This window comes from Streptomyces longisporoflavus (genome assembly GCF_014649775.1).
Lineage (GTDB): Bacteria > Actinomycetota > Actinomycetes > Streptomycetales > Streptomycetaceae > Streptomyces > Streptomyces longisporoflavus.
In genome coordinates, this window is record NZ_BMTR01000009.1 from 323,476 (window position 1) to 343,467 (window position 19,992).

Annotated in this window: 21 protein-coding genes; 6 read left to right on the forward strand and 15 right to left on the reverse strand. The window is 71.3% G+C overall.

The features are described 5' to 3' along the window. Positions 1 to 506: 506 nt before the first annotated feature. Both IE226_RS20570 and IE226_RS45080 read left to right on the forward strand, forming a co-directional pair. Positions 507 to 1,310: a DUF8842 C-terminal domain-containing protein gene (locus IE226_RS20570; RefSeq protein ID WP_190082754.1), complete on the forward strand. Its 804-nt coding sequence runs from the start codon at positions 507 to 509 to the stop codon at positions 1,308 to 1,310. A 178-nt stretch (positions 1,311 to 1,488) separates the two neighbouring features. Further along, complete coding sequence (locus IE226_RS45080) at positions 1,489 to 1,740, forward strand: hypothetical protein (RefSeq protein ID WP_308429501.1); 252 nt, start codon at positions 1,489 to 1,491, stop codon at positions 1,738 to 1,740. A 74-nt stretch (positions 1,741 to 1,814) separates the two neighbouring features. Here IE226_RS45080 and der read toward each other — a convergent pair whose 3' ends face one another. The 6 genes from der to IE226_RS20605 form a co-directional block, all read right to left on the reverse strand. Then, positions 1,815 to 3,296 carry a ribosome biogenesis GTPase Der gene (der, locus tag IE226_RS20580; protein ID WP_190082755.1) on the reverse strand — a complete coding sequence of 494 codons (1,482 nt, stop codon included), beginning with the start codon at positions 3,294 to 3,296 and terminating at the stop codon, positions 1,815 to 1,817. 70 nt (positions 3,297 to 3,366) lie between these two features. Continuing rightward, positions 3,367 to 3,954 (reverse strand): lysophospholipid acyltransferase family protein, encoded by a 588-nt coding sequence (locus IE226_RS20585; protein ID WP_190082813.1) that lies wholly within the window; start codon positions 3,952 to 3,954, stop codon positions 3,367 to 3,369. 56 nt (positions 3,955 to 4,010) lie between these two features. Continuing rightward, positions 4,011 to 4,712, reverse strand: coding sequence for a (d)CMP kinase (cmk, locus tag IE226_RS20590; RefSeq protein WP_190082756.1), 702 nt, complete (start codon positions 4,710 to 4,712; stop codon positions 4,011 to 4,013). 112 nt (positions 4,713 to 4,824) lie between these two features. Beyond that, positions 4,825 to 5,910, reverse strand: coding sequence for a prephenate dehydrogenase (locus IE226_RS20595; RefSeq protein WP_190082757.1), 1,086 nt, complete (start codon positions 5,908 to 5,910; stop codon positions 4,825 to 4,827). Beyond that, positions 5,907 to 6,269 (reverse strand): chorismate mutase, encoded by a 363-nt coding sequence (aroH, locus tag IE226_RS20600; protein WP_190082758.1) that lies wholly within the window; start codon positions 6,267 to 6,269, stop codon positions 5,907 to 5,909. The genes IE226_RS20595 and aroH overlap by 4 nt, the downstream gene beginning before the upstream one ends. A 131-nt stretch (positions 6,270 to 6,400) precedes the next feature. Further along, positions 6,401 to 6,868, reverse strand: a complete 468-nt coding sequence (locus IE226_RS20605; protein WP_190082759.1) for a YidB family protein — start codon at positions 6,866 to 6,868, stop codon at positions 6,401 to 6,403. A 201-nt stretch (positions 6,869 to 7,069) separates the two neighbouring features. Here IE226_RS20605 and IE226_RS20610 point away from each other — a divergent pair, with 201 nt between their 5' ends. The 4 genes from IE226_RS20610 to IE226_RS20625 are packed head-to-tail and all read left to right on the forward strand — an operon-like array spanning position 7,070 to position 9,645. After that, a complete protein-coding gene (locus IE226_RS20610; RefSeq protein WP_190082760.1) occupies positions 7,070 to 7,768 on the forward strand; it encodes a hypothetical protein in 699 nt (232 codons plus the stop codon). 29 nt (positions 7,769 to 7,797) lie between these two features. Further along, positions 7,798 to 8,391, forward strand: coding sequence for a DUF6529 family protein (locus IE226_RS20615; RefSeq protein WP_190082761.1), 594 nt, complete (start codon positions 7,798 to 7,800; stop codon positions 8,389 to 8,391). Beyond that, positions 8,388 to 8,870 carry a Rieske (2Fe-2S) protein gene (locus IE226_RS20620; RefSeq protein WP_229871318.1) on the forward strand — a complete coding sequence of 161 codons (483 nt, stop codon included), beginning with the start codon at positions 8,388 to 8,390 and terminating at the stop codon, positions 8,868 to 8,870. Before IE226_RS20615 ends, IE226_RS20620 begins: the two co-directional genes overlap by 4 nt. A 22-nt stretch (positions 8,871 to 8,892) precedes the next feature. Next, the gene (locus IE226_RS20625) at positions 8,893 to 9,645 is read left to right on the forward strand and encodes a nucleotidyltransferase domain-containing protein (protein WP_190082762.1); all 753 of its coding nucleotides are present in this window, start codon (positions 8,893 to 8,895) and stop codon (positions 9,643 to 9,645) included. Between the two features lie 65 nt (positions 9,646 to 9,710). Here IE226_RS20625 and IE226_RS20630 read toward each other — a convergent pair whose 3' ends face one another. The 9 genes from IE226_RS20630 to IE226_RS20670 all read right to left on the reverse strand — a co-directional run bounded on the left by IE226_RS20630 (position 9,711) and on the right by IE226_RS20670 (position 19,979). Then, positions 9,711 to 10,712 (reverse strand): ADP-ribosylglycohydrolase family protein, encoded by a 1,002-nt coding sequence (locus tag IE226_RS20630; protein WP_190082763.1) that lies wholly within the window; start codon positions 10,710 to 10,712, stop codon positions 9,711 to 9,713. Continuing rightward, complete coding sequence (locus tag IE226_RS20635) at positions 10,709 to 11,446, reverse strand: NUDIX hydrolase (RefSeq protein WP_190082764.1); 738 nt, start codon at positions 11,444 to 11,446, stop codon at positions 10,709 to 10,711. The genes IE226_RS20630 and IE226_RS20635 overlap by 4 nt, the downstream gene beginning before the upstream one ends. Before the next feature lie 126 nt (positions 11,447 to 11,572). Then, positions 11,573 to 12,793 carry a pseudouridine synthase gene (locus IE226_RS20640; protein WP_190082765.1) on the reverse strand — a complete coding sequence of 407 codons (1,221 nt, stop codon included), beginning with the start codon at positions 12,791 to 12,793 and terminating at the stop codon, positions 11,573 to 11,575. Positions 12,794 to 12,803: 10 nt separating this feature from the next. Beyond that, positions 12,804 to 13,460, reverse strand: a complete 657-nt coding sequence (scpB, locus tag IE226_RS20645) for an SMC-Scp complex subunit ScpB (protein ID WP_190082766.1) — start codon at positions 13,458 to 13,460, stop codon at positions 12,804 to 12,806. After that, a complete protein-coding gene (locus tag IE226_RS20650; RefSeq protein ID WP_190082767.1) occupies positions 13,457 to 14,458 on the reverse strand; it encodes a segregation and condensation protein A in 1,002 nt (333 codons plus the stop codon). The genes scpB and IE226_RS20650 overlap by 4 nt, the downstream gene beginning before the upstream one ends. 17 nt (positions 14,459 to 14,475) lie before the next feature. After that, entirely contained in the window at positions 14,476 to 15,087 is a 612-nt protein-coding gene (locus tag IE226_RS20655; protein WP_190082768.1) for a hypothetical protein, read from the reverse strand. Beyond that, positions 15,072 to 16,214, reverse strand: a complete 1,143-nt coding sequence (locus IE226_RS20660) for a ParA family protein (protein WP_190082769.1) — start codon at positions 16,212 to 16,214, stop codon at positions 15,072 to 15,074. The genes IE226_RS20655 and IE226_RS20660 overlap by 16 nt, the downstream gene beginning before the upstream one ends. 366 nt (positions 16,215 to 16,580) lie before the next feature. Beyond that, positions 16,581 to 17,696, reverse strand: a complete 1,116-nt coding sequence (gene ald, locus IE226_RS20665) for an alanine dehydrogenase (protein ID WP_190082815.1) — start codon at positions 17,694 to 17,696, stop codon at positions 16,581 to 16,583. A gap of 144 nt (positions 17,697 to 17,840) precedes the next feature. Then, positions 17,841 to 19,979 carry a tetratricopeptide repeat protein gene (locus IE226_RS20670; RefSeq protein WP_190082770.1) on the reverse strand — a complete coding sequence of 713 codons (2,139 nt, stop codon included), beginning with the start codon at positions 19,977 to 19,979 and terminating at the stop codon, positions 17,841 to 17,843. Positions 19,980 to 19,992 lie beyond the last annotated feature (13 nt).

Below are 19,992 nucleotides of genomic sequence, written 5' to 3' on the forward strand. Positions count from 1 at the left end.
GGACCCGGGGTCCCCCGGGTGTTCCGGACCTCCCTGCGCGTCTGGCGCCGGAGGTCCGCTCACCCCGTCCGCCGGAGTCCGGCACTCCCGTGCCGTGGTGCTGGGGCTGACGGGTGCGGCCGGCGGACGTACCCGAGCGGTGCTCGCTGCACACGGCGGTGGAATCTAGGTGCCTGCTCGCCCCGATATCAACCAACTCCTTGTCATTCCAGGCCAGTTAGCCGTTACCCGGAGTATCAGCCATTTCAAGCCAACCACTTAATTCGCTGATTTCCGTATTTGTCTACCTGCCGCCACGGCGATCTGTGACCCAGCTCACCGAAGCAACTTGCCTGTACGCAGAAGGCGTTGGCGCGGAGTGACGGATTCCACCGGGCAACTCACCCTCCGCTGTGGATGGTTCGATTCCGTTCGCCTTCGCGCGTGACTTGCGCCACTGATCGCCCGTTGTCTTCTTATGAGCCGGGCACCCCCGGCCCGCACGCAACGAATCCGAGGAGCCCCCCGTGCCGCGCATGCTCGAAGTCGGTGACGACGTCCGCGCCGAGATCGGCGACGAAGAAGCCGACCGGCTGCTGGCCGGAGAGAACGCTCCGGGCAGCTACGACTGCACCTCCTGCCGCACCCCCGGCGACACGGAGCAGGAACGCACCAGCACGGTCCTGTTCATCGGCGACGAAACCGCCGTGCTCGCCTTCGCCCACGCCAGCTGCCTGCCCTCCCAGATCGTCCAGGTCTCCGAGGAGCAGTTGCAGGGCGCCGTGCGCTCGATCACCGGCGAGGACGGCAGCGGCCCGGCCGGTGTCCCGGCGCCCGGCCCCGGCGAAGCAGCGCCCGACCAGGCGGTCCTCGGCGTGACCAGCGGTCTCGTCCTCATCGAAGGCGAGCTGCGGCCCGCGCTCGTCGTCGAACCGACCGGCGCCATCGCGCGTCCCGGCTCCGAGCCCGGCGGCGACAACTTCCTGCAGCTCCTCGTCGAGCAGGGCTTCACCCCGGTGGCCTCCCTCGACGGCGTGCCGCCGGTGCTGCACGGCTGGTCGGTGCTGCTCGCCGCGGGTCAGCTGCACGCGGTGCTCCAGCCCGGCCCCGACGGCGGCTCCCCCGTCGCCTGGTGGCAGGCCCATCACCCGCTCCAGGTCACCGAGGCCTGGCGGACCGCGGCCAACAAGCTGCAGACGGTGCTCCTGTTCGCGGCGCCGGTCGGCTCCATCGGCCGCCAGCCGCGCGAGGACCTGCTGCGCGGGGCCCTGGACAAGGCGGCGGCACACGGGCGCCTGGTCGCGGCGGCGATGCCGCTCGCCGGCACCTGAGCCCGTGCGGGCCGCGCCGTACGGACGCCCCGGTTCCCGGCCGCGCGGGTCATTCCCCCGGCGCCCCGTGAAAGCGGCGCGGCCCCCGCATCCGTATGCGCACGGGGTCGTTGGCACATACGTGCACACATACGACCCCTCCCGCCCCCGGCCGGCGTACCAGACCCCCATCCCCTCCATGCGCTCGTCGCAGGACACCGGGACCGAACGCTCGGCCACGCCGATCTACGACGCTCTCTACGCGGAGTGGCGCAGGTCGTTCAAGGCCCTCCCGGGAGACCGGACCGGCGAGGAGGATCTGGGCTTCACCTCATTCGGCAGCACGCCGTACGGCAGCGCGTCCTACACCTTCGGCCAGTTGCACGTCTCCCGCTACGGACACCAGCAGTTCCCGGCCGCGCTGCCGCCGGGGCCACGCCGAGGACACTGAGAGTCCGCCGCGGAAAGGGCCGGGGCCCGCCTCCTTGAAAGGAGGCGGGCCCCGGCCCTTTGGTCCGTCCGTGCCTACTTCTTGCGGCCGCGCTTCTCGCGCACCCGCACCGAGATGTGGATCGGCGTGCCCTCGAAGCCGAACTCCTCACGGAGCCTGCGCTCCACGAAGCGGCGGTAGCCGTGCTCGATGAAGCCGGAGGAGAAGAGCACGAACCGCGGCGGCTTCGTGCCCGCCTGCGTGCCGAAGAGGATGCGGGGCTGCTTGCCGCCCCGGATCGGGTGCGGGTGGGAGGCCACGAGCTCGCCGAGGAAGGCGTTGAGCCGCCCGGTCGGTACGCGCGTCTCCCAGCCCGCGAGGGCGGTCTCGATCGCCGGGACGAGCTTCTCCATGTGGCGGCCCGTGGCGGCGGAGACGTTGACCCGCGGGGCCCACGCGACCTGGAGGAGCTCGGTGTCGATCTCCCGCTCCAGGTAGTAGCGGCGCTCCTCGTCGAGGGTGTCCCACTTGTTGTACGCCATGACGATGGCGCGGCCCGCCTCGACGGCCATCGTGACGATGCGCTGGTCCTGGACGCTGATCGACTCGCTCGCGTCGATCAGGATGACCGCGACCTCCGCCTTCTCGACGGCGGCGGCCGTACGCAGCGAGGCGTAGTAGTCGGCGCCCTGCTGGAGGTGGACGCGCTTGCGGATGCCGGCGGTGTCCACGAACTTCCACACGACGCCGCCGAGCTCGATCAGCTCGTCGACCGGGTCGCGGGTGGTGCCCGCGATCTCGTTGACGACCACGCGGTCCTCGTTCGCCACCTTGTTGAGCAGCGACGACTTGCCGACGTTCGGGCGGCCGATGAGCGCGATGCGGCGCGGGCCGCCGATGGCGGTGCCGAAGGACTGCTCGGGCGCCTCGGGGAGGGCGTCGAGGACGGCGTCCAGCATGTCGCCGGTGCCGCGGCCGTGCAGCGCGGAGACGGGGTACGGCTCGCCGAGGCCGAGAGCCCACAGGGCGGTGGCGTCGGCCTCGCCGGACGGGCCGTCGACCTTGTTGGCGCACAGGACGACCGGCTTGCCGGACTTGCGGAGCAGCCGTACGACCGCTTCGTCCGTGTCGGTGGCGCCGACCGTGGCGTCCACGACGAAGACGACCGCGTCGGCCGCGTCGATCGCGTACTCCGCCTGGGCGGCCACGGAGGCGTCGATGCCGAGGACGTCCTGCTCCCAGCCACCGGTGTCGACGAGCTTGAAGCGGCGGCCCGCCCACTCGGCCTCGTACGTCACGCGGTCGCGGGTGACGCCGGGGCGGTCCTCGACGACGGCCTCGCGGCGGCCGATGATGCGGTTGACGAGGGTCGACTTGCCGACATTGGGGCGGCCGATCACCGCGAGGACGGGCAGCGGGCCGTGGCCCGCCTCGCCGATGGCGCCTTCGACTTCCTCGGCGTCGAAGCCCTCTTCCGCGGCGAGCTCCATGAACGCTGCATACTCGGTGGCATCAGCGTCGCCAAGCGCCCCGTGCTCCGGCTCAGCCGAGCCTTCGGGCTGGATCTGGTCGTTCATGAAGTCCGTACCTCTGTCGTATTCGTGATCGGTGGATTGTCTCGCGACGATCCACTACTGAAAGTCTCGCTCAGTGCCCGGTCAGGCGCCTGGCGTTCTCCAGGTGGGCGGTGAGCCGTTCCTGGATGCGCACGGTCGCCTCGTCGAGCGCCTTGCGCGTACGCCGTCCGCTGTCGTCGCCCGCCTCGAAGGGATCTCCGAAGACGACGTCGACCCTGCTGCGCAGCGGGGGCAGCCCCTTTATCAACCGTCCGCGCCTCTCCGTGCTTCCCAGAACCGCGACGGGCACGATCGGCGCTCCGCTGCGTACGGCGAAATAGGCGAGGCCGGAGCGCAGCGAGGCGAAGTCGCCCTCGCCTCTGGTGCCCTCCGGGAAGATGCCGAGGACGCCGCCGTCGGCGAGGACGCCGAGGGCCTTGGTGATCGCCGTGCGGTCGGCGATCTCCCGGTCCACCTTGACCTGGCCGATGGCGTGCAGGAAGCGGTCGAGGGGCCCGATGAACGCTTCCTTCTTGATGAGGAAGTGCGTCGGCCGCGGTGCCGTCCCCATCACCATCGGGCCGTCGACGTTGTGCGCGTGGTTCACGGCCAGGATCACCGGGCCGGTCGCGGGGACCTTCCAGGCGCCGAGGACGCGGGGCTTCCACAGGCCGTACATGAGGCCGACGCCGATGCGGCGGCCGACCTCCGCACCCCGTTCCGACGGCGCCGCGGTCACTTACCCGCCCGCTTCTCCTCGACGAGGGTGACGACGCACTCGATGACCTGCTGCAGCGTGAGCTCGGTGGTGTCCACCTCGACGGCGTCGCCGGCCTTGGCCAGCGGCGACGTCTTGCGGCTGGAGTCGGCCGCGTCCCGCTTGATGAGCGCCTCACGCGTGGCGGCGACGTCCGCGCCCTTGAGCTCCCCGCTGCGGCGGGCGGCGCGGGCCTCGGGCGAAGCCGTGAGGAAGATCTTCAGGTCGGCGTCGGGCAGCACGGTCGTACCGATGTCGCGCCCCTCGACGACGATGCCCTTCTCGGCGGACGCGGCGATCGTGCGCTGCAGCTCCGTGATGCGGGCGCGCACCTCGGGGACGGCGCTGACGGCGCTGACCTTGGAGGTGACCTCGGTGGTGCGGATCGGCCCGGCGACGTCCGTGCCGTCGACCGTGATGGTCGGGGACAGCGGGTCGGTGCCGGAGACGATCTCGGGCTTGCCCGCGACGGCGGCGATGGCGGTGGGGTCCGACAGCTCTATGCCGTTGTGGACCATCCACCAGGTGATCGCGCGGTACTGGGCGCCGGTGTCCAGGTAGCTGAGGCCGAGCTGGGCGGCGACGGCCTTCGAGGTGCTCGACTTGCCCGTGCCGGAGGGCCCGTCGATGGCGACGATCACTGCTGCGGGCGCCGAACCGGCGGTTTCCACGGTTTCCACGGGGTGCGGACACCTTTCTCAGGACGCGGGGCAGGGGTGCGGGGCGCGGACACGCCCCGCACAAGGTTACTGGCTCCCGCGCGCACCTCTTACTGCCGGATGCCCCGGGCCTTTACTGCCGGATCGCCCAGCCGCGCTCCCGCAGCGCCGCCGTGAGCACCGGGACCGCCTTGGGCTCCACCGTGAGCTGGACGAGGCCCGCCTGCTGGCCGGTCGCGTGCTCGATGCGCACGTCCTCGATGTTCACGCCGGCCCGGTCCGCGTCGGCGAAGATCCTGGCCAGCTGTCCCGGCTGATCGTCGATGAGCACCGCGACGACCTCGTACGTCGTCGGCGCGGCCCCGTGCTTGCCGGGCACCCGGGTCTGTCCCGCGTTCCCGCGCCGCAGCATGCTCTCGACCCCGGCGGCGCCCTCGTGCCGCTTCGCTTCGTCGGCCGACTGCAGGGCCCGCAGCGCCGTCACCGTCTCGTCGAGGTCGCCGGCGACGGCGGAAAGGAGGTCGGCGACCGGGCCGGGGTTGGCCGACAGGATGTCGATCCACATCCGCGGGTCCGACGCGGCGATGCGCGTGACGTCCCGGATGCCCTGCCCGCACAGGCGCACCGCCGTCTCCTCGGCGTTCTCCAGACGGGCCGCGACCATGCTGGAGACCAGGTGCGGCATGTGCGAGACGAGGGCGACCGCGCGGTCGTGGGCGTCCGCGTCCATGACGACCGGCACGGCGCGGCAGAGGGCGACAAGCTCCAGGGCGAGGTTGAGGACCTCGGTGTCGGTGTCGCGGGTGGGCGTCAGGACCCAGGGCCGGCCCTCGAAGAGGTCGGCGGTGCCGGCGAGGGGGCCGCTGCGCTCGCGCCCGGACATGGGGTGCGTGCCGATGTACGGGGTGAGGTCGAGGCCGAGGGCCTCCAGTTCCCGGCGCGGGCCGCCCTTGACGCTCGCCACGTCGAGGTAGCCGCGGGCAACGTCGCGCCGCATCACGTCGGCCAGCGTTCCGGCGACGTGCGCGGGCGGTACGGCGACGACGCAGAGGTCGACCCGTCCCTCGGGCGCTTCGTCGGTGCCCGCGCCGAGGGCGGCGGCCGTACGGGCCTGGCCGGGGTCGTGGTCGGCGAGGTGCACGACCACGCCGCGCGAGGACAGGGCCAGGGCGGCGGAGGTGCCGATCAGGCCGGTGCCGATGACGAGGGCGGTTCTCACTGGGCGATGTCCTTGCGCAGGGTGGCCGCGGCGCCGAGGTAGACGTGCGTGATGTCGGCGCGGGGCTTGTCGGACTCGATGTGCGCGAGGACGCGGACGACCCGCGGCATGGCGCCCTCGATCTGCAGCTCCTGGGCGCAGATCAGCGGGACGTCCACGATGCCGAGCCGGCGCGCCGCCGCCGCGGGGAAGTCGCTGTGCAGGTCGGGCGTCGCGGTGAACCAGATACTGATCAGGTCCTCCTGCGTCAGTCCGTTCCGCTCGATGATGGCGGTGAGCAGCTCGCTGACCTGCTCGTCCATGTGGTCGGCCGCGTCCCGCTCCAGTTGGACGGCGCCCCGGACCGCTCGTACCGCCACAGTGCTGCTCCTCGCTCGCGTACGTCGACTGATGTACCGACAAGGGTAGTCAGGGCCCCGGGGACGAGTGCGCGGCGCCCGCCTGCCGAGACGGACGCCGCGTGCCCCGCCGGGGTGGGGTCACGGAGGGGTCAGAGCCGCTGGTCCTTGATGATGTCCTCCAGCGACCCGGACGGGACCTGCCCTTGCGGGGTCAGCTGGTCGACGGCCTGCGGCAGCTGCCGCGCGATCCGGTCGGCGGCCTCGTCACGGCTGACGCCCGCTTCCTCGGCGACCTTCTCGAGGGTTTCGCCGGGGACGGCCTGTTTGACATGGTCCGGGCTCAGCGGCTGGTTGTCGCCCTTGCCGACCCAGGAGTCGAGCTGCTCCTGGCTGACCAGGCCGGACTTCGTGATCATGTCGAGGAGGCCGCCCAGCGGATTACTGCCCACGGAACCGGCCTGACCGCCGTTCGCCCCGGCGACGCCGCCCGCGCCGCCGAGCAGACCGCCGAGGAGCGAGCCGAGGATGTTGCCGCCCTCGGAGCTCCCCAGGTCTCCCTGGCCTCCCCGACCGCCGAGGAGACCGCCGAGAAGGCTTCCCAGATCATTGCCCGCCATGGTCGCGCCTTTCGAGTGAGTGGCCGGTCCCGCGCACCGGATCCCGCTCGCCGGGGGCGCGGGCCTCAGACCCTGTCAATGTCACCCGAATCGCCCTCTGTCGCCACTTGGGCCGATTGGTGGGCGTTCAACTATGGACGCCGGGGCACGGGTCCGCTTGCATGGAGGGGCCGTCACGGCCCACGCCTCGGGGGAGGCCGCATGAAGCGCTCGGGACCGCTGTACACGCTTCTGGGGGGACTGCTGCTCGCCCTGTTCATGCTGTCGCTCAACGCGACGACAGGGGAGGGCAATTCGTCGTACGGAAACGACTCACCCGGCGCCGCGTCGCCGGCCCCCTCGTCCGCGAAGCCCACCGGAAGCACGCCCGCGCCCACCAAGAGCCCGTCCGAGAGGGCGTCCGAGAGCCCGTCCCAGAGCCCGTCCAAGAGGCCTGCCGGGAAGTCCGAGTACGCGGGCCGCACGGCCGACGACGCCGCAGCGGTCTCCGTCTCGATCCGCGACGACAAGGCCATCGCGTACTACTGCAACGGCCGTGACGCCGAGTCCTGGCTGAAGGGCGACGTCGAGGACGACGGCTCCATGCGCCTCACCGGCAAGAACGGCGCGAAGCTGGACGCCACGCTCGCCGACAACGCGGTGCGCGGCAAGGTCGAGATCAACGAACAGCCGCGGGACTTCACCGCCGCCAGGGCGAAGAAGCCCTCCGGCCTGTACCGCGCGACCACCGAGGTGCGCGGCGCCGAGATCGACGGCGGCTGGATCGTCCTGCCCGACGGTCGGCAGGTCGGGATCCTCAAGGCGGACGGCAAGCCGCGGCCGGCCCCGCGCCTCGACCCGGAGACCGGCGCCGTCCCGTACGACGGCGGCGAACTCACCGCCCGTCCCGTCGTGCCCTGACCCCGCTCCGCCCCGACCAGGGAGCCGCCATGAGCGTCGATCCGAACGCCGCCACACAGGGCGGATTCGGCCCGCCCCCCGGTGCGGGCGAGCACCGCCGCCCGCACCCCGCCCGCTATCTCGTCCCCGCCCTGGTCGCCTCGGCCGTCGCGGTGGGCCTCGGGGTGTACGGCAAGTCGCACGACCCCGCGGGCACGGCCTTCAACCTCGCCGGGTTCAGCAGCACGAGCGCGGTCAAGGCCTGGCTGGGCACGACGGCGTTCGCCTTCGCGCTCCTCCAGATCGTCTCGGCGCTCATGGTGTACGGACGTCTGCCGGGGCCGTCCTGGGCCTCGGTGCTGCACCGCTGGTCGGGCCGGATCGCGTTCCTGGTCTCGGTTCCCGTGGCGGTCCACTGTCTCTACGCCCTCGGCTACCAGACGTACTCGACGCGGGTCATGTGGCACTCGCTGCTCGGGTGTTTCTTCTTCGGCGCGTTCAGCGCCAAGATGCTGCTGCTCCGCTCGGAGAAGCTGCCCGGCTGGCTGCTTCCGGTGGTCGGCGGCCTGGTCTTCGTGGTCCTCACGGTGGTCTGGTGGACATCGGCGCTGTGGTTCTTCCGTACGTTCGGGGTGACGACATGAGCGGCACACGGCCGTGTCGGCGCGTTGTCCTCGCCGCGGGCGCCGCGGGCTTTGCGGGCGGCGCGGTCGCGCTGACCGCGGGGTGCAGCAAGTACGGCGACGAGGGCGCGGACCCCGCGCCGCCGCCGAAGTCGCAGCCCACCTCGGCCGCGCCGTCGGAATCCGACGGGAAGAAGCAACCGCCGCCCAAGGGCGACGAGTTGGCCAGGACATCCGACATACCGGTCGGCGGCGGCAAGATCTTCAAGGACGAGAAGGTCGTCGTGACCCAGCCCGAGAAGGGTGACTTCAAGGCCTTCTCCGCGGTCTGCACCCACTCGGGCTGCCTGGTCGGCGAGGTCGCGGGCGGCACGATCAACTGTCCCTGCCACGGCAGCAAGTACAACGTGGCGGACGCCTCGGTGGCGGGCGGCCCCGCGCCACGCCCGCTCCCCCCGCAGAACATCACGGTCACCGGAAATTCGATCACCCTCGCCTAGCCCCTGGCCGTACGCTCCCCGCATGCACAGCCCCACGGACGCCAAGGACGCCAAGGACGCCAAGGACACCAAGAACGCCGAGGGCCCAGCCCTGGACCTCGTAGGCAACCACACCATCTACGCCTGCGTGATGGGCTCGCGCGCCTTCGGACTGGCCACGGACGGCAGCGACACCGACCGCCGGGGCGTCTTCCTGGCCCCCACACCGCTCTTCTGGCGTTTCGAGAAGCCGCCCACGCACGTGGACGGACCGGCGGAGGAACAATTCAGCTGGGAGGTGGAGCGCTTCTGTGAGCTGGCCCTGCGCGCCAACCCGAACATCCTGGAGTGCCTGCACTCCCCCTTGGTGGAACACGTCACGGACACCGGCCGTGAACTCCTCGCCCTGCGGGACGCGTTCCTCTCCCGCCACGCCCACGACACGTTCGCGCGCTACGCCCTGGGCCAGCACAAGAAGCTCAAGGACGACGTACGACTGCACGGCGCGCCCCGCTGGAAGCACGCCATGCACCTCCTGCGCCTCCTGACCAGCTGCCGCGACCTCCTGCGCACCGGCAGCCTGACGATCGACGTCGGCGACCGGCGCGAGCCGCTGCTCGCGGTCAGACGCGGTGAGGTGTCCTGGCCCGAGGTCGAGTCCTGGATGCGGCGCCTCGCGGAAGAGGCGGAAGGGGCGGCCGCCCGCAGCCCGCTTCCCGCCGAGCCGGACCGTGAGCGGGTGGCGGACTTCCTGTTCCGCGTACGGCGGGCGTCAGCATTGGAGCCGCACGCGTAGAACATGTCGGAGCAGACGGAGGCGGGACCGGCGTAGAGGTCGGGGCCGGGGCCGGCAGTCGCGGCTCAGGAGTCCCAGAGCGCGCCGAGCGCAAGGAGCTCGTCCCGGTACTCGATCCGCTCGGCCCACTCGGCGGGCCAGGCGTCCGCGCCCAGGTGGGCGCCCGCGAACGCGCCGGTCAGGCAGGCGATCGAGTCGGAGTCGCCCGAGGTGCAGGCCGCCCGGCGCAGGGCGGTGAGGGGCTCGTCGGGGAACATCAGGAAACAGAGCAGGCCGGTGGCGAGCGCCTCTTCGGCTATCCAGCCCGCGCCGGTGGCCAGGCAGGGATCGGTCTCCGGGTTGGCGTCGCGCAGCGCTGTCGCGAGGCGTTCCAGGACGGCGAGGCACTCGTCCCAGCCGCGCGTGATGAAGTGCTCGGGGGTCGGGTCCTGGGAGCGGGTCCACAGGTCGCCGAGCCAGTCGTGCCGGTAGTGGGCGCGATTGTCGAGGGCGTACGAGCGGAGCAGGCCGACCAGGCCCATCGGTTCCGCGCCCTCGGCGAGCAGCTTGACCGCGTACGCGGTGAGGTCGCCGGCGGCGAGCGCGGTGGGGTGGCCGTGGGTCAGGGCGGACTGGAGCTGGGCGGCGCCGGCCCGCTGCCCGGCGCTGAGACCGGGGACGAGCCCGACGGGCGCGACGCGCATGTTGGCGCCGCAGCCCTTGGAGTGCACCTGGCTGGCCTCCTCCCAGGGCTTGCCGGTCTTGAGGAGGTAGCAGGCCTTCAGGCAGGTGTTGCCGGGCGCACGGTTGTTCTCCGGCGACTGGTACCACTCCACGAACTCCTCGCGCACCGGCCGCTCCATCCGCTTCGGCACGAGCAGGCCGCGGTCCATGGCGGTACGCAGGCCGCGGGCAAGGGCCAGCGTCATCTGCGTGTCGTCCGTGACGATCGCGGGCCGGGGCAGCTCCATGTCCCGCCAGGGCCCGCACTTGGCCAGGATCGACGGCACGTCGTTGAACTCGGTCGGGAAACCGAGCGCGTCCCCGAGTGCGAGGCCGATCAGGGATCCGGTGGCGGCACGCTTCATGAGGGCTTTCCTTCCGGGGAAACGGTCGTGGGGCGCAGCAGGGGCGGGTGCAGGGAGGTGGCAGGACCGGCGCGGTAGAGGGCGGCCGGTTTGCCCCGGCCGCCGGTCAGGCGCGCGGCGCCCGGGATCGCCTCGACGAAGCCGGTCGTGCCGAGCACCTTGCGGCGGAAGTTGGCCGGGTCGAGTTCGGCGGCCCACACCGTCTCGTAGACCTGCCGCAGCTCGCCGAGCGTGAACTCGGGCGGGCAGAAGGCGGTGGCGAGGCCGGTGTACTCGAACTTGGCGCACACGCGGTCGTGGGCGTCGGCGAGGATCCGGTCGTGGTCGAATGCGAGCGGCCCCGGCGTGCCGTACGGCAGCCATTCCGCGCGGGCGGCGTCGCTGCCCGCGTGCACGGCGGGCGGATCGGGGACGAGTGCCGCGAAGGCGACCGAGACGACCCGCATCCGCGGATCACGGTCCGGTTCGCTGTAGGTGCGCAGCTGCTCCAGGTGCAGCCCCACGCTGCCGGTGCTGTCGGCGAGGCCGGTCTCCTCGGCGAGCTCGCGTCCGGCCGCGGTCTCTGCGGACTCGTCCGGCAGCACGAATCCGCCGGGCAGTGCCCACTGTCCCGCGTACGGCTCCTGGCCGCGCTCGACGAGCAATACGTGCAGGCGGCCCGCGCGGACGGTGAAGACGGCGAGGTCGACGGTGACGGCGAACGGTTCGAACGCGTACTTGTCGTAGCCCTGCATGACTCCCCCCTTCCATTTATGGTCAGTGCGACTATAAAGGTGGTGAGGTGAGCTCCGCAAGGCGCAAAAAGGCGGCCGGCCCCCGCTTCCGCAGGGACCGGCCGCCTTCGCCGAAACCGGACTCGCCTAGAGGTCGACCTCCTGCATCAGCATGCCGACCTCGGTGTTGGACAGCCTGCGCAGCCATCCCGACTTCTGGTCGCCCAGCGTGATCGGCCCGAAGGACGTCCGCACCAGCTTGTCGACCGGGAAACCCGCCTCCGCGAGCATGCGCCGCACGATGTGCTTGCGGCCCTCGTGCAGCGTTACCTCGACGAGGTAGTTCTTGCCGGTCTGCTCGACGACGCGGAAGTGGTCCGCGCGGGCGTACCCGTCCTCGAGCTGGATGCCGTCCTTGAGCTGCTTGCCCAGGTCACGCGGGATCGGGCCGACGATGTGCGCGAGGTAGACCTTCTTCACGCCGTACTTCGGGTGCGTGAGGCGGTGGGCCAGCTCACCGTGGTTGGTGAGCAGGATGACACCCTCGGTCTCGGTGTCGAGCCGACCCACGTGGAAGAGCCGCGTCTCGCGGTTGGTCACGTAGTCGCCCAGGCACTGGCGGCCCTCGTTGTCCTCCATGGTGGAGACGACACCGGCGGGCTTGTTCAGCGAGAAGAACTGGTACGACTGGGTGGCGACCGTCAGGCCGTCGACCTTGATCTCGTCCTTCTCGGGGTCGACGCGCAGGCCCTGCTCCATGACGATCTCGCCGTTGACCTCGACACGCGCCTCGTCGACCAGCTCCTCGCAGGCGCGGCGCGAGCCGTAGCCCGCACGGGCGAGGATCTTCTGCAGGCGCTCGCCCTCCTGCTCGGCACCGGGGAAGGTCTTGGGCGTGCTCACCTTCGGCTTGCCCGCGTAGCGCTCGCGGTTGCGCTCTTCCTGCCGTGCGTCGTACTCACGGGACGTCGCGGGGACTCCCGCGCCGCGCCGGTTGTTGCCCCGCGCCTGGCCCTGGGGCGCCCTGGGGCCGCCCTTGGCGCCTCCGCGCGCGGAGGCACCGCGTCCGGACTTCGGGCCGTCCTGGTTGCCGCCGGGGCCCACGTCGTAGCGACGCTCCTCGGGGCGCGGGTTCTTCGGCCTGCTCGGCCTGTCATCCCGCTTGTCGTCGCGCCGGTCGTCACGACGGTCGTCACGACGGTCGTCCCGGCTGTTGCCGGCACCGCGGTAGTTCCCGCGACCGCCACCGCCACCGCTGCCGCGGGCGCCTCCGCTGCCGCGACCACCGCTGCTGCCACGGCTGCCGCTGTTGCCACCACGGCTCCCGCCGTTGTTTCCGCTGCTGTTCCTGCCGTTGCTGCTTCGCATCAAATTTCCGTTAGTCGGCTTTGTCCTCGGTGTACTCGTAACCCGGCGCATCGGGTGCGTCCGGATCGAACGACGGAACGCCTTCCAGCGTCTCGGCCTCGATCGCCTCCGCCTCGGGGAGGAAGGGCGCGAGCTCCGGGAGCTCGTCCAGGCCGCGCAGGCCCATCCGCTCCAGAAAGTAGTTCGTCGTCCTGTACAGGATCGCACCTGTTTCGGGTTCCGCGCCCGCCTCCTCCACCAGACCCCGCTGGAGAAGCGTGCGCATCACCCCGTCACAGTTCACTCCGCGCACCGCGGAGACCCGCGATCGGCTGACCGGCTGGCGGTACGCGACGACCGCGAGGGTCTCCAGGGCCGCCTGGGTGAGCCGTGCCTGCTGCCCGTCCAGCACGAAGCGCTCGACGGCGGCGGAGTACTCGGGGCGCGTGTAGAACCGCCAGCCGCCCGCCACGAGCCGCAGCTCGAAGCCCCTGCGCTGCACGGTGTACTCGTCGGCGAGCTCCCGCACCGCGTCGGCGATCTGCCGCCGGGGCCGGTCGAGGACCTTGGCGAGGTGCTCCTCGGTCGCCGGTTCGTCGACCACCATGAGTACGGCCTCCAGGGCGGGCCGCAGCTCCAGATCGGCGACGGCACCCACCAGATCACCGGCAGGGCTCTCCGCACTCATGTGACCTTCTCCTCACTCGTCGCACCCGGCGCATCGGGTGCGCGGTCGAACTCGTCCGTCACCGTCGGCTGCCCGTCGCCGTCCCCGCCGGTCCACCGCACCATCAGCTCGCCGAGGGCCTCGTCCTGGTCAAGCTCGACGGCCTTCTCGCGGTACAGCTCCAGGAGCGCCAGGAAGCGGGCGACGACGGTGAGGGTGTCCCCCGCGTCCTCGACGAGCACCTGGAAGCTGGCCTCGCCCTGTTCCCTGAGCCGGGCCACGACCACTCCGGCCTGCTCCTGCACGGAGACCAGCGGGGCGTGGATGTGGTCGACGTACACCTGGGGCTTCGCCCGCGGCTGCATCGCCTTCACGGCCAGCGCGGCGAATCCCGCGGCGCCGATGCTGATGACGACCTCGGGCAGCAGCTCGGCGTGGTGGGCCTCAAGGCCCACCGTGCGCGGGTAGCGCCGCGCCTCCTCGTCGAGGCGTCCGCTGAAGATGTCGGCGATCTCCTTGTACGCGCGGTACTGCAGCAGCCGCGCGAAGAGCAGGTCCCGCGCTTCGAGCAGCGCCAGATCCGCCTCGTCCTCCACCTCGGCGGAGGGCAGGAGCCGGGCCGCCTTGAGGTCGAGCAGGGTTGCGGCGACCACGAGGAACTCGGTGGTCTGATCCAGGTCCCAGTCGGGTCCCATGGCACGGATGTGCGCCATGAACTCGTCGGTCACCGTGGACAGCGCGACTTCGGTGACGTCCATCTTGTGCTTCGAGATGAGCTGAAGCAGCAGATCGAAGGGACCCTCGAAGTTCGCGAGCCGGACCTTGAACCGCCCGTCGTCCGGCTCGGGCGCCGCTTCCGGCTCGGCCGGCGCTTGCGGCACAGGCTCGGACTCGGGCTCCGGGACCGCCTCCGGCGACGCGGACTCCAGCTCCGGCGCGGGCTCCGCGGGAGCCGCCCCGGGGCCGCGCCCCAGCGCACGCCGACGGGTGGCCGGTGCGGATTCGTCGTTCAGGGGCATCGGCGGGAACGCTACCGCTACCGCCCGCGAAGCCGTCGTACGAGAATGCTCGCGTCCCCGCGCGACTCGAGATCCGCGAGAACGACGGCCACCGCCTCACGCACGATGCGCCCGCGGTCGACCGCGAGGCCGTGCTCGCCCCGCAGCACGAGACGGGCGTGCTCCAGGTCCATCAGCTCCTCGGCGGAGACGTAGACAGTGATCTTCTCGTCGTGCCGCTCGCGCCCGCTGGGCCGCCGGTTGGCCGCCCGCGCGCGCCGCCGCGCCTGTGCCGTGGAGGAGGAGTTCGAGTTCGCGGACCGGCCGCCGCTCTGTGCCGCGGCGCCTTCCTGGCCCCGGGCCGGACCGCGCCCGTCCTTCTCGCCTTCGGCGGCGGCCGACCGGCTGCGGGACTCGCCCGACTCCGCGTCGGCGGCGCCGTGTTCGGCGGTGTCACCGCCGTCCGTCGCGTCCGTCGAGGAGACGCTGCCGTGCGCGTCGACGGCAGCGGCCTCGTCACTCTCGCCAGCGGGCGCGGGCACCCGCGTCTCGCCGTTGGCCTGGCGTCGCGGGGACGACGACTGCAGCGCCATCCCCCCGGTCGTGCGGAACAGTTCGTCGGCCCCCGGCAGACTCACTCGGCGTGACACCGGGCGAGCACCTCCCTGGCGAGCTGGCGATAAGCGGCCGCGCCGACCGAGTTCGATGCGTACGTCGTGATCGGCTCACCGGCGACCGTGGTCTCCGGGAAGCGGACCGTGCGTCCGATCACCGTGTGGTACACGTGATCGTCGAAGGCCTCGACCACCCGCGCGAGCACCTCACGGCTGTGCACCGTGCGGGAGTCGTACATGGTGGCCAGGATGCCGTCGAGCTCCAGGTCGGGGTTGAGCCGCTCCTGGACCTTCTCGATGGTCTCCGTCAGCAGGGCCACACCGCGCAGCGCGAAGAACTCGCACTCGAGCGGCACTATCACCTTGTGGGCCGCCGTCAGGGCGTTCACGGTGAGCAGGCCGAGCGAGGGCTGGCAGTCGATCACGATGTAGTCGTAGTCCTGCATCAGCGGCTTCAGCGCCCGCTGCAGCGTGGACTCGCGCGCGACCTCGCTCACCAACTGCACTTCGGCGGCGGAGAGGTCGATGTTGCTGGGCAGCAGGTCCATGTTCGGGACAGCCGTCTTCAGCAGCACCTCGTCCGCCGACATGCCCCGCTCCATGAGCAGGTTGTAGACCGTGAGGTCCAGCTCCATCGGGTTCACCCCGAGGCCCACGGAGAGGGCACCCTGCGGGTCGAAGTCGACGAGCAGGACCCGGCGTCCGTACTCCGCGAGGGCGGCACCCAGGTTGATGGTCGACGTCGTCTTGCCCACGCCGCCCTTCTGGTTGCACATCGCGATGATCTTCGCGGGACCGTGATCGGTCAGCGGACCCGGGATCGGGAAGTACGGCAGCGGGCGTCCCGTGGGACCGATGCGCTCACGGCGCTGACGGGCCGCGTCCGGGGCCAGCGTGGCCGCGTACTCGGGATCGGGCTCGTACTCGGCGTCAGGGTCGTAGAAGTGCCCCTGGGGCAGTTCCTCGTAGTCGGCGAGTTGGGTGTGGGTGGTGTTCTCGCCACTCCGGTCGCCGGCCATGGCGTTCACGTGATGGCCATCCATGCTCTGGGGTGCAGACGGTGTCGTCAGCGTCGACTGGGTTCCCTGACGGGCTTCGAAGGTGCGGACAGCGACGGAGCCGACAACCTCGAGCCCCACGGGTCCTTGGCCCCGCTCAGACATTCCTGGTTGACCACCCCCGGGAGCAAATGTCGACTCATTCACAAGTCGTCTTACCTCCTTGGTGACCAGGAAATTTCTCGATAGGTCAGCGTGGCACCATGCCGACGGTTGGCGACTCTATGGCGTGTCACCGCTCCGCAGCAACACAATCCGCCGGACCCGGCCCGATGTGTCGGCAATCGAACGCCCCCGTGTCAAGGGTGTGCGGCGTGCCGTCGGCATAATTCCGGGGGGCGCGAATCGGTTAAAGGGTTACGTTCAAGGCGAGTTGACCATGTCCATGGACATACGCATACGGCCGGACCCCTCTCAAGGTCCGGCCGGTGGCGTGAGATTGACGACTTTCGTTGACGAAAGAGGTCCGGTTCAGCCGATGAGCGCCTCGAGCTCGACGTGGTCGAGACCGTGCGCCTCGGCGACCTCCTTGTAAACGACCTTGCCGTCATGGGTGTTGAGGCCCAGGGCAAGGGCCTTGTCACGGCGCAGCGCCTCGGCCCAGCCGCGGTTCGCCAGCTCGACGATGTACGGCATCGTCGCGTTGGTCAGCGCGTACGTCGAGGTGTTGGGCACCGCGCCGGGCATGTTGGCGACGCAGTAGAACACGGAGTTGTGGACCGGGAAGGTCGGCTCGGCGTGCGTCGTCGGGTGCGAGTCCTCGAAGCAGCCTCCCTGGTCGATCGCGATGTCGACAAGGACACTTCCCGGCTTCATCCGCGAGACGAGCTCGTTGGTGACGAGCTTGGGAGCCTTGGCGCCCGGGATGAGGACGGCGCCGATGACGAGGTCGGCCTCGAGGCAGGCCCGCTCGAGCTCGAAGGCGTTGGAGACGACGGTCTGGATCTTCGTGCCGAAGATCTTGTCCGCCTCCTTGAGCTTGTTGATGTCCTTGTCGAGCAGGGTCACGTGGAAGCCCATGCCGATGGCGATCTGCGCGGCGTTCCAGCCGGACACACCGCCGCCGATGACGACGGCCTTGCCGGCCGCGACCCCGGGGACGCCGCCGGGCAGGACACCGCGGCCGCCGTTGGCCGCCATCAGGTGGTAGGCGCCGACCTGCGGGGCCAGACGGCCCGCGACCTCGGACATCGGGGCGAGCAGCGGGAGCGCGCGGTTCGCGGTCTCCACGGTCTCGTACGCGATGGCGGTGGTGCCGGACTCCAGGAGCGCGTCCGTGCACTCCTTGGAGGCGGCCAGGTGCAGGTAGGTGAAGAGGGTCTGGTCCTTGCGGAGGCGGTGGTACTCCTCCGCGATGGGCTCCTTGACCTTCAGGAGGAGGTCGGCGGTGGCCCAGACCTCGTCGGCGGTGTCCAGGATGACGGCGCCCGCGGAGACGTACTCCGCGTCCGTGATCGAGGAGCCGACACCGGCGTTCCGTTCGATGACGACCTGGTGGCCGTGGCGCACCAGCTCGTGCACGCCGGCGGGGGTGATGGCCACCCGGAACTCGTTGTTCTTGACCTCGCGGGGGATGCCGACCTTCACGTCGATCACGGTCCTCTTGGCTCTGGGGTTCTTCGGGCAATGCACTACATACCGATACACAAGAGGGCGCATCGGAGACACCACGGATGTACGCGGCGGAGCCAGTCTAATGAAGGACTTCTCGCTGTCTAGCCTTTCAAAGCATCAATCTTCTGCGGAAGCGCTACGGATTTCGTAGGCGGAACCCCCCGCTTCGCCTTTTGGTCGAACTTCTGACGCCGTCGCCGTGCCCCCAGGTGCCCCTGTGGCCCCTGTGACCTCGGCGAGCTCCGTTCCCAGCATCCGCTCGGCGGCGCCCCGGTGCAGCCGGGCGGCCACCGGGTCGCCGAGCCGGTCCAGGGTGTCGGCCAGCCTGAGCTGCAGCGCCGCCTGGAGACGTACGTCGTCGGCCCGCCGCGCCCACTCGACGGCTTCCTGGCAGGTACGCAGCGACTCCTCGGGCCGCCCCGCGTACTCCTGCACGCGCGCAAGTTCGCTCAACGCCCTTGCCTGGCCCGCCACATCGCCGGCCTTGCGGTGCCCGGTGACGGCCGAGCTCCAGTTGCGCAGGGCCTCGCCGTAGCGGCCCGCATAGGTATGCACCATGGCGATGCGGCCGTAGAGACGGGCGGCGTCGGAGCGCTCGTCACGTGCGAGCCGATGGGCCAGGGCGCGCCCGAACCAGTCGGAGGCCCGCGAGAAGTCCCCCAGCTCCTGGTAGGCACCCCCTACGGATTCCATCGCGCGGCCGGTCGCGTACGGATCATTTGCCTCCCGGCCGGCGTCCAGGGCTAGGCGGTATCGCACCAGCGCGTCCTGCGTACGTCCGGTCCGGGCGTCCAGATCCGCGAGGTTCAAGAGGGCCGCCGCCTTCTCGCGGGGCAGATTCCGGCGCTCGGCCACGTCCAGGACGAGGCGGTGGATGCCGTACAGGTCGCCGGCCGCGTCCTCCGTGCCCCGGTGTGCGACCAGGGCCCGCGTCAGGGCCGCCATCAGGCGCCGGGCGAGGGTGTCGAGCTCTCCGTCGGCCACCGCGAGGCGGGCGGCGGCGAGCAGGGCGGGGCGGCGGATGTGCAGCCACTCGAAGGCGGCGCCGGGGTTGGGGAAGCGCAGGGCGCGCGGCATGCCGGCGAGCTTCTTGCGGGACGCCGAACCGTCCGGCTCCGTGACCGCGTGGCAGGACTGGAGGAGGCGTACGGTCCGCTCCAGCATCCTGGCGCGGGCCAGCTGGATCTCGGCGGGCCGGTCCTGGCTCTCGGTGCGCTCGCGGAGCAGCGGCACCAGGCACTCGGGCACCTCGTACTGCGGAAGCGGCGACGACACGGCCCTGATCAGGCCGAGCTTCACGAAGTCGTCCAGGGTGGTGCGGGCTGCGGAGACCGAGCAGCCCGCGAGCGCGGAGGCGGTGTGCGGGTCGACGTGACCGGCGGGGGCCAGGGACAGGAGCCGCAGTATCCGCGCGGCGGCCCCCGGCAGCGAGGTGTAGGAGAGCTCGAACATCCGGGCGAGGGCGCCGGAGGCGGACTCGTCCCCTGTCCGGTCGTGCACCTGCTTGGCCAGGTCGGCGACGGCGGCCTTGGGCCGCCCGCAGAGCCAGCCGCCGGCCAGGACGAGCGCGGCGGGGTGCCCGGCGCACGCCTCGACCAGGCTCTCCGCGGACCGCGGGTCGACGGTGATGCGCACCGGGCCCGCCGCACGGGAGAGCAGTTCGACGGCGGCCGGGGTGTCGAGACCGCCCAGCGTGCACGGCCGCACGTCCGGAATCCCGGTGAGCGGCCCCTTGGACACGGCGACGGCCAGGCATTCGGGCGCGTCCGGGATCAGCGGGTCGACCTGCTCGGCGTCCGCGGCACCGTCCAGGAGCAGCAGGGCCCTGCGTCCCGAGAGTGCGTTGCGGAGCACTTCGGCGAGCTCGTCCTCGTCGGCCCCGGCGGGTGCCGGGACGCCGAGGGCGTCCAGGAGCTCACGGGCGGTGCGTTCGGTGGGCACGCGCGTGCCGTCGGGTTCGGTGAGGTGGGCGCGCAGCACTCCGTCGGGATAGTCGTCGGCGACCTGCCGTGCGAGTTCCCCGGCGAGCGAGCTGCGGCCGGAGCCGGGGCGGCCCGCGATGAGGAGCACGCGTGCGCGCGGCGCCTTGCGGCCCGAGATGGTGTCGAGTCCGGCACGGTCGATGTCGGCGCGGAGCTCTTTCAACTCCCTGCGCCTGCCGACGAATCGGCCGTCGTCGGAAGCCGGGGCCGAAGCGGGCCGCGGCACCGCGCCGCCCGTCGCCGATCCGTCCGTGTCGACCGCCTGATCCGTCACGGGCCATGCTCCG